Annotated in this window: 13 protein-coding genes; 3 read left to right on the top strand and 10 right to left on the bottom strand. The window is 63.4% G+C overall.

Annotated features, from left to right (window positions below; translation table 11 throughout):
* Window positions 1–39: 39 nt before the first annotated feature.
* On the bottom strand, window positions 40–882 hold the full coding sequence (locus tag ABRP28_RS13550) for an ABC transporter substrate-binding protein (RefSeq protein WP_350004111.1): 843 nt from the start codon (window positions 880–882) through the stop codon (window positions 40–42).
* A gap of 209 nt (window positions 883–1,091) precedes the next feature.
* Between ABRP28_RS13550 and ABRP28_RS13545 the strand changes: the two genes are divergently transcribed.
* Window positions 1,092–2,174 carry a LacI family DNA-binding transcriptional regulator gene (locus tag ABRP28_RS13545; protein WP_350004013.1) on the top strand — a complete coding sequence of 361 codons (1,083 nt, stop codon included), beginning with the start codon at window positions 1,092–1,094 and terminating at the stop codon, window positions 2,172–2,174.
* Here ABRP28_RS13545 and ABRP28_RS13540 read toward each other — a convergent pair.
* From ABRP28_RS13540 to ABRP28_RS13510, 7 genes are all read right to left on the bottom strand, one after another.
* Window positions 2,171–3,031, bottom strand: coding sequence for a TIM barrel protein (locus ABRP28_RS13540; protein WP_350004012.1), 861 nt, complete (start codon window positions 3,029–3,031; stop codon window positions 2,171–2,173). The genes ABRP28_RS13545 and ABRP28_RS13540 overlap by 4 nt on opposite strands.
* Before the next feature lie 2 nt (window positions 3,032–3,033).
* Window positions 3,034–3,870 carry a carbohydrate ABC transporter permease gene (locus ABRP28_RS13535; protein ID WP_350004011.1) on the bottom strand — a complete coding sequence of 279 codons (837 nt, stop codon included), beginning with the start codon at window positions 3,868–3,870 and terminating at the stop codon, window positions 3,034–3,036.
* Window positions 3,864–4,835 carry a sugar ABC transporter permease gene (locus ABRP28_RS13530; RefSeq protein ID WP_350004010.1) on the bottom strand — a complete coding sequence of 324 codons (972 nt, stop codon included), beginning with the start codon at window positions 4,833–4,835 and terminating at the stop codon, window positions 3,864–3,866. Before ABRP28_RS13530 ends, ABRP28_RS13535 begins: the two co-directional genes overlap by 7 nt.
* 10 nt (window positions 4,836–4,845) lie before the next feature.
* Window positions 4,846–6,165, bottom strand: coding sequence for an extracellular solute-binding protein (locus ABRP28_RS13525; protein ID WP_350004009.1), 1,320 nt, complete (start codon window positions 6,163–6,165; stop codon window positions 4,846–4,848).
* Between the two features lie 180 nt (window positions 6,166–6,345).
* Window positions 6,346–7,449, bottom strand: a complete 1,104-nt coding sequence (locus ABRP28_RS13520; protein ID WP_350004008.1) for a LacI family DNA-binding transcriptional regulator — start codon at window positions 7,447–7,449, stop codon at window positions 6,346–6,348.
* 62 nt (window positions 7,450–7,511) lie between these two features.
* Window positions 7,512–8,390, bottom strand: a complete 879-nt coding sequence (locus ABRP28_RS13515; protein ID WP_350004007.1) for a PfkB family carbohydrate kinase — start codon at window positions 8,388–8,390, stop codon at window positions 7,512–7,514.
* A gap of 85 nt (window positions 8,391–8,475) precedes the next feature.
* Window positions 8,476–9,477, bottom strand: coding sequence for an SIS domain-containing protein (locus ABRP28_RS13510; protein WP_190612676.1), 1,002 nt, complete (start codon window positions 9,475–9,477; stop codon window positions 8,476–8,478).
* A gap of 276 nt (window positions 9,478–9,753) precedes the next feature.
* On the opposite strand from ABRP28_RS13510, the gene ABRP28_RS13505 reads away from it, so the two are divergent.
* Complete coding sequence (locus tag ABRP28_RS13505) at window positions 9,754–10,608, top strand: hypothetical protein (RefSeq protein ID WP_350004006.1); 855 nt, start codon at window positions 9,754–9,756, stop codon at window positions 10,606–10,608.
* A 20-nt stretch (window positions 10,609–10,628) separates the two neighbouring features.
* Here ABRP28_RS13505 and ABRP28_RS13500 read toward each other — a convergent pair whose 3' ends face one another.
* Both ABRP28_RS13500 and ABRP28_RS13495 read right to left on the bottom strand, forming a co-directional pair.
* On the bottom strand, window positions 10,629–13,160 hold the full coding sequence (locus tag ABRP28_RS13500; protein WP_350004005.1) for a glycoside hydrolase family 3 C-terminal domain-containing protein: 2,532 nt from the start codon (window positions 13,158–13,160) through the stop codon (window positions 10,629–10,631).
* Entirely contained in the window at window positions 13,055–13,537 is a 483-nt protein-coding gene (locus ABRP28_RS13495; RefSeq protein WP_350004004.1) for a glycoside hydrolase family 3 N-terminal domain-containing protein, read from the bottom strand. Before ABRP28_RS13495 ends, ABRP28_RS13500 begins: the two co-directional genes overlap by 106 nt.
* 194 nt (window positions 13,538–13,731) lie before the next feature.
* Here ABRP28_RS13495 and ABRP28_RS13490 point away from each other — a divergent pair, with 194 nt between their 5' ends.
* A complete protein-coding gene (locus tag ABRP28_RS13490; protein ID WP_350004003.1) occupies window positions 13,732–15,429 on the top strand; it encodes an extracellular solute-binding protein in 1,698 nt (565 codons plus the stop codon).

Genomic DNA, 15,429 nt, shown 5'->3' with positions numbered 1-15,429 from the left:
GGTGTGGAAACGTTCGGCCCGCCCGGGCATACCCGTGGTCTACTTGCTTGCTGTCGGGGCCGGGGTTGCGGTCTGTTCTGCCTTCGGGAGGTACTGCTCGGGCATTGGGGAACCCGGGAACCACTTCTCGTAGAGCTTCTTCCAGGTGCCGTCCTCCATGGCCTCGGCCAGGCCCTTGTTCAGCGCTTCCTTGAGGGCGGTCTTGCCCTTGGCAACGGCGAACCCGGCCGGCGCGTCGAAGGACGGGATGTCCGCGGCACTGACAAGGCCGAACTGTTCCTGGTAGGACTTTGCGGCCTCGTAGTCCAGGAAGTGGGCATCAACTGAACCGCTGTTGACGGCGGAGACGGCCGTGTTGTTGTCCGGGAACCGCACCAGGCTGGCGGAGGTGAAATTCTTCACCGCGTAGGCTTCCTGCAGCGTTCCCTGCACCACGCCAAGGCGTTTGCCGGACAGTCCGTCGGCGTTGCTGATGCCGGAGGTCTTGGTGGTGATGACGGTCAGGTATCCGGCCAGGTAGCCGTCAGAGAAGTCGACCGTTTCCTTGCGCTTGTCCGTGATGCCGATGGCGGCCACGCCGGCGTCGAACTGACCGTTTGCGACGGCGGCCAGCAGGCCCGAGAAGTCCTGTCCGGTGAAGACCACATTATCCACGCCGGCGCGGGCGGCAACGTCCGTGAAGAGCTCCACGTCGAAGCCGGTGAACTTACCCTGGGCGTCCGTGAAGGTGTAGGGCTTCGAATCGCCGAGGCTCGCAACGCGGATGGACCCGGGCTCAATCAGGCCGTAAGGGTTTTCGGCCGGTGAGGAAGAGGCCGAAGAGGAGCCTCCGCAACCGGAGAGTGCCAGGACGGCGGCAACAGCCGCGGCAATGAGCGCCATGGGGCGCACAGTGGTTCGAGTAATCACAGCGAGTTTTCCAATCGTGAGGATGCGGGGAGATGGAGGATCGAGATCCGCCGTGGCGGGTTTGCCGGAAACCCTTGCTGAGTCCGGTCTCAATGCCTACGATTGAGACCGGACTCACATCGATGGATAGAAATGTAATCGACGCCACTAAGGGCGTCAAGGGTCCATTACGAAAGGCCGACATGAGTACTGATGCTTCACGTCGACGCGACGTCACTGTTGCGGACGTCGCCAAAGCCGCGCAGGTGTCCAAAGCCCAGGCCGCCCGAGCCCTGGGCAACTACGGGGCTGTGAGCGACGATGTGCGGGAGCGTGTGCTGGCTGCCGCGGAAGAACTGAACTACCGGCCCAACGAGCTTGCCCGCAGCATGAACACGGGAAAATCAAACACCATCGGCGTGGTGGTGGGCGATATCGAAAACCCGCATTTCGGGTTGGCCACCCGGGGAATCACGGACACCGCAAAGAAGAGCGGTTTCAACGTCATCCTGGTCAATACGGATGAAGACTGGGCGGCGGAAGTGGACGCCGTCAGGGTGCTGCTGGACAAGCGTGTTGACGGCCTGATCGTCGCCCCCGCTTCCTCCGTTGAGACCCGGCACCTGCAGGACGTCCACCACTCGGGAAGGCCGCTGGTCCTGCTGGACCGCACGGCCAGGGGCCTGGACGTGGACACGGTGGCCGTGGACATGGAAAGCATTTCCCATGAATCAACCCGCTATTTGATTGAGTCGGGACACAGCCGGATCGCCTTCATTTCCACGCTTCGAACGGATGACTTCTACGCCACGGGCCTGTCCCTGGGCTCTTCCCAGATCTCGGACCGGCGGGACGGAATCATGCGGGCATTCCGGGAAGCGGGACTCAAGGAACCCGACGATCTGGTGCGCTTCAACGCCGACGGGCCGGAAACCATCAAGAAGATCACGCGTGAACTCTTGCAGCAGCCGGACCCTGCAACGGCCATCATCGCCTCCGACGGCCTGATCGGACTCAGTGTTGTTGAGGCCATCCAGGACCTCGGCCTCACTATCCCGGATGACGTCTCGTTCCTCATGTACGACGATTTCGCGTGGACCCGACTCACCAGGCCGCCATTGACGGTGATCGCGCAGCCTGTGTACGAGATGGGCGTCGCAGCCGCCGAGGCCCTCATCCGGCAGATCCAAGGCAGGAAGGCGCCAGCGGCCAAACCCGAATTCGCCGCGACCCTCGTCAAGCGCGGCTCGGTGGGTGGGCCGTCCGGCGGCAGGCCGAACGGTTAGCCGTTGTGCAGTTGCTGAAGCTGCGAGGCGCTGTCCCGGAATGCATCGATGCACTTCTGGTACGAGCTGCGCGGGTCCAGCGAGTATGAGCCGTCTCCGAAGAGTTCAAAAGAGAATGATTTCAAGTAGTCCAACTGCCCAAAGTCACGCAGGATTGCCGTTAGGTCCAGATATCCATCTCCCCACGCCAGATGGCCGGCGGGTGAGCCGTCTACCAGGTGTACGTGGCGGACCTTCCCGCCAAAGGACTTGCCGTATTCACTGATCGCGTCTCCTGCCACTGCCAACGCTACGGTGTCGATTACCACTCCAAGGTCAGGGTGACCGACGTCCTCGACCATGCGTTCAAGCGATGACAGGCCCGTAACCAGGTTCGACTCCACCCGTTGAAGGGGTTCCAAGACGCAGGAAACGCCCAGTTCCGAGGCCCGTTCCGTGATCGCACGCAGGGCGAGGACGCTTCGTTCCCAGGCTGGCTCCAACGTCTCGTCCTCATAGCCGCGGCCGGAGGTCAGGAACAGCAGGGAGGATTCCAGGTCGCTGCAGATCTCGGCTGCGCGAAGGAAAAGCTGTACGCTGCCTTCCCGCAGCCACGTCTCACCCGACGCGATGTTGATCGGGTAGGCAACCTGTTCAGGCGTCAGGCAGGCCACTGTGAGCTCACGTTCACGCAGCAGCTTCCGGACATTCTTGACCCCGTGCCCGTCTATGTCCGGAATGTGCAGGTGGGGAGCTATGCCCCACAGCTCCATCGTCGTGCGTCCCAGTTCCACCATGTCGTCAAGGCACCGCTCGAGAGTGTGGTGCTGGTAGGCGAAGTTGGAGCCGCATACCTGGTCCAGACCGGGGACGGCCATCGTCACTTCCCCATGCCGTCTGCCAGGCCGCGGATGAAGTACCGCTGGCCCGCGAAGAAGAGCACGATCACGGGGACGGCGGCGATGGCCATCCCCGCGAAGACCACGGGGTAGTCCGTGCCATGTTTGGCCATGAGGTTCGTGAGCCCCACCGGCAGCGTCTGCAGCGCCCCGCCGCTCGTGAAAATCATGGCGAACAAGTATTCGTTCCATGTGAAGAGAACGTTCAGCAGGATGGTGGAGATGATGATTGGGCGGCACATCGGAAGGATGACCTGCCAGAATGCCCGTGCTTTCGAGGCCCCGTCCACTGCAGCGGCTTCGTCCACCTCGTGGGGCAAATCCATCATGTAGGCGCGAATCAGGAAGGTAGTGAAGGGAACGCGGAAGGCTGTGTAAAGAATCAGCAGCGCCCAAAAGCTGTTGTAGAGACCCAGGGCCTGGAACATCTTCACCAGGGGGATCAGGGCCACGGTCGGCGCCAGCATCAAGCCGGCCAGGATCAGAATCAGGATAGTTCGGTTGAACGGAATCTTGACCCTGGTCAGACCGTAGGCTGCCCAGGCACTGATCATCACCGTGGCGACGGTGGAAGCCACTGTGACGAGGACGCTCGCGGTGAGGTAGTCGCCAACACCCCGGTTCCAGGCGGTCGCGTAGTTTTCCCACCGCCAGGTTTCCGGGAGCGCAAACGGGTTGGCGAACAGTTCCGCATTCGACTTCACACCGTTCAGCAACATCCACAGCAGGGGATAGATCACAACGATGGCCAAGGCCGCCAGGAAGGCCTGGACAAAAACCCGTCCCAGGAGAATCAGTACTGAAGTGCGCGTCACCATTCCACCCTCCTGCGCTTGGCCAGACGGAGCTGGAGCACCGCGAGGACCAGCGTGATGACAAAAACAGCGGTGGCAATGGCCGCAGCGTAACCGAAGTCGTTGCGGACAAATCCACTGCGGTAGAGCCACGTTCCCAGCACTTGGCTGGAGTTGTTGGGGCCACCTGTGGTCATAACCATCACCTCATTGAAAACCTGGAACGCCCCTGAAACCGTGACGATCATCATCAGGCTGCTCATTTCGCGGACAAGGGGCAGGGAAATAGAAAAGAAACGGCGGACGGGGCCGACGCCGTCGATTGATGCCGCTTCGAAAAGTTCGGAGGGAATCCGTTGCAGTGCTACCGCGAAGAGCAGGGTGCAGTAGCCGAAACCCTGCCACTGGCTCATAGCGATGATGCCGAAAATTGCGGTGTTTTCCTGGCCGAGCCAGGCTTGTGTGAAGTCCCCTAGCCCCAGGGTTTCAAGTGCTGCGTTGAGGATGCCCATACGCGGTTCATAGATGAAATAGAACAGGAGTCCGGCCACCGTGAGGGATATCGCGGAGGGCACGAAGTAGATGGCACGGAGGGCACCCCGCCAGCGCGGACTGGGAAGTCCCTCAACGAGGGCGGCCAAAACGAGGGCTCCGAACACCTGGAAGACGATTGAGATTGCGGCATAGAGGGTGTTGTTGAGGAGTGACTTCCAGAAGATTGGGTCATTGACCATCTTGAGGTAGTTGTCGGCACCAATGAAGGTCTGCCTGCCGCTGTAGATATCCCACTTCAGAAGGCTGAAGCCCAGATTCTGCACGAGGGGCAGGTAGCAGAAGGCACACAGCAACAGCACCGCGGGCAGGACCCAGATTATGTTGCGCCACCGGCGGGGCGTACTCCTGGCCGCTTGCCGGCCGTTGGGGAGACCTTTGGCGTCGGATCCGGAGGCCGAAGGCGCGGGCCTCCGGATCGCGTTTGAAACAGTCATGGCAGATCTGCTACTTGGCTGCGTTGGAAGCGGAGCGCACAGCGTCAAGGACCTGCTGCGGGGAACGGGTCCCGGAAACAAGGGCTTCGCCGCCTGCCAGCCAAGCGTCGGCCACATCCGGAACGGTAACTGAATCCAGCCAGATGATGGCCGCGGACGCTTCATTCACCTGCTTGATGCCTTCAACAACAGGTCCGCTTGAGTTCTGTTCCGAGACCACGCCCCTGACTGCGCTGGGCTGACCGTACGGCGGCGATGACAGCTTCGTGGCATTCTCCTTGCTCGTGGCGAACTTCATGAAGTCAACCGCCAGTGCTGCATTCTCCGAATTCGGATTGATCAGGTATCCCTCCGGAGAACCTTCGATTGCCTTGGTGTCGCCCTTCGCCGCGGCTGAGGCGGGCAGCTTGAAGATGCCCAGGCCATCGTTCTTGAGCTGGGATCCCTCTGACGCCGTCGTGTCGAATTCGAGGACCTCCTGGTAGTACATTCCTGCGCTACCCGTGGCCAGTGCCTGCTGTGCCGTGGTGTAGAGGACCCCGTTTGAGTCTTTGCCGCTGCCGGTGCATGTGTTGATCAGCTCAGTGAACTGTTCCATGGCCCGGACGTAACCCGGATTCTCGAGCTTCGCCGTACGGGGGTCGAAGTCGGCTTCCAGTTCTTCAGCAGGCACCTCGTAGGCGAACAACTGCTGCAGGTAGTGCAGGCCCGGCCAGCCGTCTTTATTGCCAAAGGCAATTGGCTCGTAGCCAGCATTCTTGAGCACCGAGCAGGAGGAAATGAGCTCCTCGAAGGTGGAGGGCGGAGTGAGGCCCAACTCCTTGAACACCTTCTGGTTGTAGCCCATGAATTTTCCGTTGTTGTAAAGGGGAACGGCAAAGAACTTGCCGTCTCTTTCGAAGGCTTTGAGTGAAGATTCGCCAAAAGTGCTTCCCCAGTCAGTGCCAGGGGCGATAACCGCCGTCAGGTCCGCGGCGAGGCCGCCGTCGATGAAATTGTTTGCCCAGTTGCCCGCCCAGGTGAAATAGATGTCCGGCAGGGCTTGGGATGCGGTGAGGGTCTTGGTTTTATCCTTGATGCTTTGGTCGGTCTCCTGAATGAGCTCGAAGGAGACATCCGGGTGGAGTTTTGTGTACTCCTCGGCCAGATCCTCGAAGTAGGGCTCAAGGGGATCGCCGCCGAACTTGGTGAGGATACTCAGGGTCCCGGAGTATTGGGGCTCTTTCTGCAGATCCAACTGGGCAACAGGCCTGCTGCCGCCGGCGCAGCCGGTCAGGGCAAGGGCTGTGCCCGCCAGCAGGGCTGTCAAGAGGTGAGTGCTTTTCCGCATCGATTTCTACTTTCGCTCGGATGGCTGAATAGCCGAGGTCCACAGGACGAAGGGTGCTGCCCTCCGTTGGATAGCACCTGCGCAAAGTGGGAGTTTTGGGAATTGTGATACCGGTACCACAGTGAATCACGATTGGCGGTCCCGGGGGAAGGGTTTCAGAAAGAAATAGTTGCCGGCGTCTTATTTGGCTGCGCGTGAAGGCGCTGGGCCATCGGAAGAGCGCGCAATGAGGGTGGAGGGGAGGACGTGCTGCCTGGGTGCGGAGGTATCTCCCCCGATACGATCCAGGAGCTGTTGTGCTGCAGCGACGCCCAGTTCGCGCATAGGTTGCTCGATCATGGTCAGGGGTGGTTCCATGACTGCGGCCCAGGGGCTGTCATCGAAGCCGATCAGGGACACGTCCTTGAGGATCCGGCGGTTGTGCGCCCGCAGTGCATGGAGGGCGCCCACTGTTGCCTCGGTTTCCGTCGTGAAAACGGCAGTGGGGGGATCCGCCAGGGCGAGCATCCCTCCGATGGCCCTGGCCGCCTGTCTTTGATTTTTCAGGACGTGGGTTACCAGGGCGGTATCGAACGGTATCCCGGCTTCTTCAAGGGCGTCCAGATATCCGCGAAGGCGTTCGCCGTCACTCCAGAGTGCGTCATCGAGGATGCTGTGCATCTGCTGAAGGTCGGTTGCGGGGCTGAGGGTCACCGGGCCCCAGGCGAAGGCAATCCGCTGATGACCGTGTGCAATTAAGGACGCGACGGCGGAGCGGGCGGCTTCCCGGTTGTCGATGACCACCGAGTCCGTATCCAGGCCGTCCACCAGGCGGTCAATAAGGACCACCGGTATTCCACGTTCCATCGCGGTGGATATATGGGAGACGTCGTCGTTCCTTCCGGCTGCCGAAGCGACCACAAGACCATCAACCTGTTTGGCCAGCAGGACCCGTATGGCGTCCCGCTCCAGTTCGAGCTTCTCGTCCGTGCTCAAAATGACGGCATCGTAACCGGCTTGCTTGGCCGTTTCGGAGATGCCCCTAAGGACCCCCGAAAAGAAGGGATTGGCGACGTCCGCAAGAACAATTCCCAGCGTTTTGGTGATGCCGGTACTCATGCTGCGTGCCAGGGTGTTGGCTTGGTAGCCCAACCGTTCGGCAGCCAACAGGACCTTTGCCCGCGTGGCATCACTGACGGACCCATAATTTCCCAGGGTACGGGCGACGGTGGCCCTGCCAACCCCAGCTGCAGCGGCAACTTCCGAAATGGTCGGAGCGCCCCCGTGCTGATGATCCGGCGACATCCGGTTCCCTTCTTTGGTCTTGGAATCGTCCTGGTGCGGTTCCGATGAGGACAAGCCCTGCTTCAGATCCTAGTTGCTGCAGCGACGGGACGGCCGTACCCGAACGCAGCTTCAACGTAGCACTGCTCCGCGGCCATTTGCGCGGCAAAAGCAAGGGCAGGGGATAGGGATGCCGGAGTTGGCGGGACGTCCCGCGCCCACCCTGATCGCAGGAGGCTCACGACCAGTCCGGTGAGGAACGCGTCTCCGCAGCCCATGGTGTCGGCGAACCTTTGCGCGTCGGTAGGCGCCGCTTGTTGAATAAGGAACCGCGCGCCGTCGTACAGTATTGCTCCGGCGGCCCCCCTGGTGGCAACTGCGAGGGAGGCGCCCGCCCCCGTTACCAGGGCAAGCTCATGCTTGACGGTTTCCACAGGCGCGTCTCCCAGCGACAGCAGGGCTAAATCAACATACGGGGCCGTTTGCTGCAGATAGCTGTCAGTCCGGCGTTCCGGTTCCCAGGAATAGTCGAAGCTCACAAGGGGGCCGGCCGCGCGGACTGACGGGAGCTGGTCTTCGGATGCCGAGTAGACGCTCGAGTGGACAAGGGCTGCGGTGGCCAGGTAGCTCCGGTCCTCAGGTCCCAGCAAGAACGGTTGGCTGATGGTGACACCTCCTTGATTCCAGCCCAGGAAGATGCGGTCACCGTCCATAACCTTGATCTCAGTGACGCCGTTGGCGCCCTGCCGGGTCTGGCACCTGCTGGCGTCTACTCCTTCCGCTTCTATCGCCGAGCGGACAAAGTCGCCCAACGGATCGGAACCGAAGACGCCCATGTAGGCGGACTCCAGGCCGAGGCGGCGTGCCAGGACAGCAAAGTTAACGCAGTTTCCACCCGGGTACATCACTCCCCGGTCCAGGAAGCGGTCCACGATGTTGTCCCCGAACCCTATGACTTTCATGCTCATCCTGTCTTGGCGGCGGTGTCCCCGGCTTGCCGCCGGGTGAAGGCGCCGCGCCCCAGGCGGGGCGCGGCCAACGGATATGTCAGTACTCAACGACCCGGTAGTACCGGCGCAGGTCCAGCGAGTGGTTGCGGACCCGTTCCAGGTGCTTGCTGATCCGGTCCGCCACGGTGTCCAGGACCAACGGCGCCAACAGCCCCCGGAACCGTGCACTGATCCCGGCGAGCTCGTAGTCCTTGGTGTCCAGAATGGTGGTGTTCTTGTTGTAGTTCTCCGCGAATTTGACCACCCTTTCCATCAGCGGCCGGCTTTCGTCTTCGCCGAGGAAAAGTACCAGGCTGGTGTCCTCCTCGATAAGTTCGAGGGAGCCGTGGAAGAACTCGGCGCCGTGGACACGCGTGGTGCGCAGCCACTGCATTTCCTCGAGGATGCACATGGAGTACAAGTACGTGAAGCCCCAGAGGTTGCCGGCCCCTACGAGGAAGTGGTAATCCGCATCCTTGTTTCGTTCCGCGAACGCTTCCGCCAACGGCTCTGCCTGGCGGGCCACCTCAAGGAGGACCTCGGGGACGGTCTGGAGTTCACGCGCAAACTCTGCGTACCCCTCGAACTCTCCCCGTGCAGTCATCAGGCGGGTGGACAGGAGCAACATCGGGATGTCGAACGGCCAGGTTTTCGGCTCGGTGATCAGGGCGACGTCCAGGGCTTTGGCGAAAGGACTGTCGCCGAAGCCGGTGAAGCCGACAGTGTAAGCACCTTTGGCTTTGGCGAATTCGATCGCCTCGATGATGTCCTCCGTTGTTCCGGAAACAGAAGCAAAAACCGCGATGGAACCTGGCCCGAACGCCGGGTCGCCGGTCAGCATCAACTCCTTGCCGATGGCTGCCCGCACGGGCAGGGTGGAGCGCGAGCGGATGAAGTGTTCGTAGGGCAGCATGGCGGCGTACGTGCCGCCCGCGCCGATGAGGAAGAGATTGTCGAAACCCCGCTCCTGGATGGAGTCCACGAACTGTTCGATCTGTCCCTGCAGCGCGAGTGCACTGCGGGTCTGGGCGAGGAATTCCTCTTCTTTGAAGCCGAGCACGGGCTGTCCTTTCGTCTTATGGATTGTTGCTGTTGGTACATCTTGATACCGGTATCAACAACTGAGCAATATGTTGTCATGGCACTGGCGGGCGGTCAATAGGCTGCTGCAGGTAGTCCAGGAGAGCAGCCATCTTCTGTGCAGGGGGAGTGACCCGAGGGACAGGGGCGGCAAAACTTCGCCGGACGTTCATTTCCCCCTCAACGGTGAGCATGCCCGGTCCGCGTAGCGTGAAAAACGTTCCGAGAACCATCCGCCAAAGCCGTGAGGATTGCCATGATCACCAGCCAGCAGCCCGTCGTCCTGACCAGCAGCAGCATCGACTCGAGTGACGAGGACGTGGTGGAGGCCAACGTCGGCATCGTGGATGCCATGCACGCCGCCCTGCTCCGGACCGAGGAGATGTCGCCTGTCGCCGTCCGCAGCTACTACGTGGATTTCTATCTGGCCCAGGCACTGGAGGGAGGCTTCGCGCAGTACGTGTTCACCGCCGTCGACCGCTCCGAAACGGACACCCTGGTCCGGGAAGGCATGGCAGGCATGGGCGCCCCTGCCCATCTTGACCTGTTCAACCGGGCAGTGGAGGCATTTGATGACTTGTCCGAGGAGGACGAGGAGCGCTACCTGGACGGCGGCCTGGATGAGGACTCCGAGGAAGTTCCCGACGGCGTCCTCCGGATGGAGGAGCTCGACGGCGAGTTCGAGGAGCTGCTGGAACGGGAGAACATTACGGCACTCAACGCCGCCTGGCTCCGCGGCCAGGCCGAGCTACTGGTGCTGGACGACGAAGAGGTCGGCGCGTACATCGAGCGGCTTGCGTCAATGATTCCCGATCTGCCGGAGCGCCAGGCACAGGCGGACGCCGAGGCCCTGGAGCACGCGCCCGACTTCGAAATCATCATCCGTGAACTGTGCAGCATTGCCGGGTATGAACTCCTGAAGATCACCATGGGCGATCCCAACTACGTCCACAACGGCGAACGTGCCCTGGCTTGGCACTTCTCAACCGACCACGGCGGGTTCCTGATGGTCGAGGAGGAGGACGAGGCCTTCATGATCAACCCCGAAACACAGGAAATCGTGGCAGCCGTGGAGTTCGAAGAAGCAGACGCTGAGATGGCCGACGCCTAAGACGGCCGTCCCGGCCAGGCCTACGCCAGCTGCACCCGGGCCACCGTAACGGCGCCTTCCAGCACCAGCCGGAAGGCGCCGCTGCCGTGGCCGAATGCTGTGCCGGAACGAAGCTGAACCACAAGCTCTCCGCTGCAGCCCGGGGCAACCTTGGCGCTCCCCACGGTGTTCCAGGTGTCCGCTGGTCCGGGTACTTGGATGCGCGCCAGGCCGGCAGAGCCTGCGGGTTCGCTGGAAACTACATCAAGCAGCACCTTGCTGCCGTCGGCAGGGGCCGGCTCCCAGCCGCGGTAGAGCGCCCAGCCGGGCCGGGTGGTGTCCGCCGGAGCTACCGCCGTGCCGGCCAGTGGTGTCTCGGGCACCAGAGCCAGGTTGTGGCAGGAGTCGAAGTTCGCCGCCCGAAACCACCGCCCGGAGCGGCGCCCGGGGCCGGCATGTGCGGCTACGTTGAGCGGCACTGCCAGCGGAAGGTCCTCCGCGGACGCACCCACCAGAAGCTGGTACGTACCGGGTTCCACCAGCATCCGCTCCTCCACCACGCTGTAGGTTGCCAGCCTCCCGAGCGGAACCCGGATCCTTGCCATGGCCGCGCCTCCCGCCGGAACCTCCACGCGCTGGTGGCCCACCAGCAGGCGGCGGGGGAACTCGAAGCGGTGGCCGGGAGCCGACGCGTAAACCTGCACCAGTTCCGACACCGGGCGCGTGCCGGTGTTGCGCAGCTCCACCGCCAGTTCCGCCTGGTCCGCGCCCTGGGGGCTTTCGCCCGGCAGTTCGCGCAGGGCCACAGATTCGTAGTGCACCTCGCCGTACGTCAGGCCATGCCCCAGCGCGTACAAGGGTTCCGCGCGGCTGTACAGGTAGGTGGAGCGCGAGGTGATGATGTCGTAGTCCAGGATGTCGGCCAGGTCACCGTCCCGGCGGAACCAGGTCTGCGGCAGCCGTCCGGACGGCTCGGTATCGCCGCTCAGGACATCCGCCACGCCGTTGCCCAGCTCCTGCCCGCCGTGGGACGTCCAGACAATGGCCGGCGTATCCGCGAGCGCCCCGAGCGCATAAGGGTAGGAGGACACAATCACCAGCACCGTGCGCGGGTTGGCCTCGCGCACTATGCGGACCAGTTCCTGCTCTGCCAGCGGAAGGTCCAGCGTGGTGCGGTCCAGCGTCTCCCGGCCCCCGAGGTGGGGGTCGTTTCCCACCACCACGACGGCGGTGCGGGCAGCGGAGGCGGCCTGCCGGGCGGCCTCGTGGCCGGACTTGAGCGTACGGAGAACAAAGCGGTCGGCTGTGCCGGCGCCGGGAACAAGGGCTGCGCTCGCGGTGCCGGCTTCAATCCGCAGCCATTTCCCGGTCCCCACATGCTGCAGCGCGGCAGTGCCGTCCGTGCCGCGGTCCAGCCGGAACGTCTCCTGCACCACCCAGCCGCCCACACGCTCGGCCGTGGCGCGCAGGTACCCGTCCCCGGTGTCGGTCACGAACTTTCCGGTCAGTTCGGACTGGAGGGTCAGCTCTCCCTTGCCCCAGTCCTTGACGATAAAACGCTCCGCCGCGCCCGGAACAGCGGCCTTTGCGGTCAGGACAGCAGTGCCGTCCCCGCCCAGGTAGCCGCCGGTCCGGACGCTCCGAAGGGCCACGACGTCGGCACCCTCCTCGGCAACGACGCTGGCTCCCGTGCTTCCGCCGTAGCGGCGGGCCAGCCCGTCAATGATGCTGACCTCGTCCTGCAGGGCTCCGCTGTACCAGTCGCTCAGCACCCGTGACCCCAGCGTCCCGATGACGGAGATGGTTCCGGGGTGGCTGCCCAGCGGGAGCAGGCCGGTGCCGGCGTCGGAGGCGTCCCCGGTCCCGGCATCGTTGCGCAGCACCACCACGGACTTTGCGGCTGCTTCCCGTGCCAGCTGCACGTGCGCGGGCGCGCCGATGGCGTCCGTCCCGATGGCGGCATAGGGATCACTTTCCGGCGTGAACTCGCCAGTCCTGGCACGCAGCGTGAGGAGCCGCAGCACCGCCCGGTCAACGTCCGCCTCGCTGATGAGGCCCTTCTCAAGCGCCTCATTGAGGTAGGCGATGGACGGCGCCGGGTTGTCGCCGTCGTCCGTGAAGCTGTCCACTCCTGCGTGGAGGGCGGCCGCATAGGCTGCCGGGCCGTCGTCGAAATACTTCTCCGCCCGGAAGAGGGAGCCGGGCGCGCCGGCGTCCGTCACGATGGTGACCGACTCCCCGTTGTGCCACTGCCGCAGCTCGGACTTCACCAGGTCCGAGACGTGCGCGGGCCTGCCGTTCACCAGGTTGTAGGAGAGCATCACCGCCCCTGCCACGCCCTCCTCGATGGGGGAGCGGTAGGCGGGGAGCTCGTACTCGTGCAGGACCCGGGGGCTGAGGTTGCTGGAGGTGACGTTCCTGTCCAGCTCGTTGTTGTAGCCGAGGAAATGCTTGAGGGTGGGAACCGTCAGCCACGTGTGTGAGTTTTGCCTTTGAGGCCGCGGCAGTAGGCGCCGGCCAGCTCCGCCGTGAGGTGCGGGTCCTCGGAGAAGCCTTCCTCGTTCCGCCCCCACAAGGGGTGCCTGAGCGGGTTCACCACCGGCGCCCAGGCGTTCAGGCCCACGGACGGATCCTCCGCCTTCTTCCCGCGGAGCTCACGGCCCGTGGCCTCGCCGAGCCGTTCGATCAGGCCGACATCCCAGGTGGCGGCCATGCCCACCGGCTGCGGAAAGACGGTGGCCGGTCCGAGCCAGGCAACACCGTGCGCTGCCTCCGCGCCCGTGTGGAAAGGCGCCAGCCCCAGCTCCGGAACAGCCGGAGCGTGCTGGTGCAGCATGGCCACCTTCTGCTCGAGGGACAGCGTGTTGAGGATCTGGTGGGCCAGTTCTGCAGCGTTTCCAGTCCCGGGGTCAGCGGCCGGGGAGGCGAGGGTGGCGGGTTGATTGCGCACGGCAGTCCAATCAGCGGGGTATCGAATCGCTTATACAAATTCGGGCGACACCCAGTGTTGCACTCCCGCTTGTGAGTCGCAACACATTTCACCCTTGCCGGATCCATGACTGGTGTCATACCCTGATCCAAGTCGAATCGGTTCGATGAATCGTTGAATCCTTCCCTCATTGGCTCACACAAAGGAGTGCTGTCATGCTCGGTTCCCAGGTAGACCCGTCAAGGGGACGCCCCCATAAATCCGCCAGCCGCCTGCTCAACGAGGCCTCCGCCAGCGTCAACCGCCGCTCCTTCCTCGGCATCCTCAGCGGCGCAGTATTCCTCGCCGCTGCGCCGGCTGCGTTGACGGCCTGCTCCAGCGGTGCCGCGCCGCAGGCAACAACCTCCGGCAGCCTGTCGGAAACGGTGGCCAAACTGGTCCCCGCATACAAGCCGCTGGAGCTGGTCAAACCGGATATCCCTTCCGTGAACGGCTCCACGCCGGGCTTCACCAGCATCCCCTCGTCCCCGGTCAAGTCCGTCCCCACCCCTCCCGGGAGCGGCGGAACCTATACCGCCATGACGCCCGCCTGGTGGGCTGTCCCGCCCGCGCTGCCGCAAAACAGCTACTACCAGGCGGTCAACGAAAAGCTCGGCGCCACCATCAACTTCCAGGTCAACGACGGCAACGCCTACGCGGACAAGGTGCAGACAGTCCTGGCCTCGCCCAAGGACGTGCCGGACTGGATGGTCATCCCGGGATGGAACCTGCCGCCGCGTTTCGGGCAGGCGGCCGCGGGCGTCTTCCAGGACCTCTCCGAGTTCATCGCCGGGGACAAGGTCAATAAGTACCCCAACCTGGCGAACATTCCGACGGCGGCGTGGAAGATGGGCTGCTTCGAAGGCGGACTGTACGGATTGCCTTATCCCGGCGCCCTGATCTCGGATGCCATCTTCTACCGCGCGGACCTCTTCGAGGAACTGGGAGTTAAGCCGCCCACATCCGCCGACGAATACCGCACGCTGGCCAAGGAACTCACGGACGAATCCAAGAACCGCTGGGGTTCCGAGGACGTCTGGACCGGCGCGCAGATCATGCACGGCGTTGTCCCCAAGTGGAAGCAGATGGACGGCAAGCTGCAGAACAAGGTGGAAACGGACGAGTACCGCGCTGCGCTTGAGTGGACGGCGAAACTGTTCGCCGACGGCTCGGTCCACCCGGACGCCGTGGCCGGCAACGCGCAGCAGTCCAAGCAGCGCTTCGAATCCGGCGCCTCCCTGATGGCCTCGGACGGCATGGGCTCCTGGCACGAGGCCCTGGCCCGCGTCCTTCCCTCCAACCCGAAGTTCAACATGCAGCCCATGGACTACTTCGCACCGGACGGCGGCAAACCCACCCTGTTCCGGGCCCAGCCGGCAGCGATCTTCAGCTTCATCAAGAAGACGGACCCCGCCAAGGTGGAGGAGATGCTGGCCCTGGCCAACTTCATGGCAGCCCCGTTCGGCACCGAGGAGAACGTGCTGATCAACAACGGCGTGGAGGGCGTGCACTTCACCAGGGACGCACAGGGCATCCCGAAGGCCACGGCCAAGGGCACAGAGGAGGTCACCAGCACCTACGCGTTCCTGGTGAACGCCCCGATCGTGAACTCCATGGTCCAGTACCCGGGGCTGGTGCAGTCCCAGTCCGAGTGGGAAGCACGCCAGGCACCCAACGTTGTGGAGGACGCCTTCTTCGGCATGCAGATCCAGGAACCGGCCAAGTTCGGCTCGCTGTCCAAGCCGTTCGACGACCTTGCCAAGGACATCATCCGCGGACGCAAGAGCATGAAGGACCTCGACGCAGAACTCGCCACCTGGAAGAGCAAGGGCGGCGACGAACTCCGGGACTTCTACGCCGGATTCCTGGCCTAG

Source organism: Pseudarthrobacter sp. WHRI 8279 (assembly GCF_040224115.2).
Taxonomy (GTDB): domain Bacteria; phylum Actinomycetota; class Actinomycetes; order Actinomycetales; family Micrococcaceae; genus Arthrobacter.
This window is presented reverse-complemented; position numbering and strand designations above follow the sequence as displayed.

Excerpts from the sequence above, each read along its gene's own strand:
- ABRP28_RS13550 (WP_350004111.1), bottom strand. The coding sequence starts at position 882 with ATGGCGCTCATTGCCGCGGCTGTTGCCGCCGTCCTGGCACTCTCCGGT.
- ABRP28_RS13545 (WP_350004013.1), top strand. The coding sequence starts at position 1,092 with ATGAGTACTGATGCTTCACGTCGACGCGACGTCACTGTTGCGGACGTC.
- ABRP28_RS13540 (WP_350004012.1), bottom strand. The coding sequence starts at position 3,031 with ATGGCCGTCCCCGGTCTGGACCAGGTATGCGGCTCCAACTTCGCCTAC.
- ABRP28_RS13535 (WP_350004011.1), bottom strand. The coding sequence starts at position 3,870 with ATGGTGACGCGCACTTCAGTACTGATTCTCCTGGGACGGGTTTTTGTC.
- ABRP28_RS13530 (WP_350004010.1), bottom strand. The coding sequence starts at position 4,835 with ATGACTGTTTCAAACGCGATCCGGAGGCCCGCGCCTTCGGCCTCCGGA.
- ABRP28_RS13525 (WP_350004009.1), bottom strand. The coding sequence starts at position 6,165 with ATGCGGAAAAGCACTCACCTCTTGACAGCCCTGCTGGCGGGCACAGCC.
- ABRP28_RS13520 (WP_350004008.1), bottom strand. The coding sequence starts at position 7,449 with ATGTCGCCGGATCATCAGCACGGGGGCGCTCCGACCATTTCGGAAGTT.
- ABRP28_RS13515 (WP_350004007.1), bottom strand. The coding sequence starts at position 8,390 with ATGAAAGTCATAGGGTTCGGGGACAACATCGTGGACCGCTTCCTGGAC.
- ABRP28_RS13505 (WP_350004006.1), top strand. The coding sequence starts at position 9,754 with ATGATCACCAGCCAGCAGCCCGTCGTCCTGACCAGCAGCAGCATCGAC.
- ABRP28_RS13490 (WP_350004003.1), top strand. The coding sequence starts at position 13,732 with ATGCTCGGTTCCCAGGTAGACCCGTCAAGGGGACGCCCCCATAAATCC.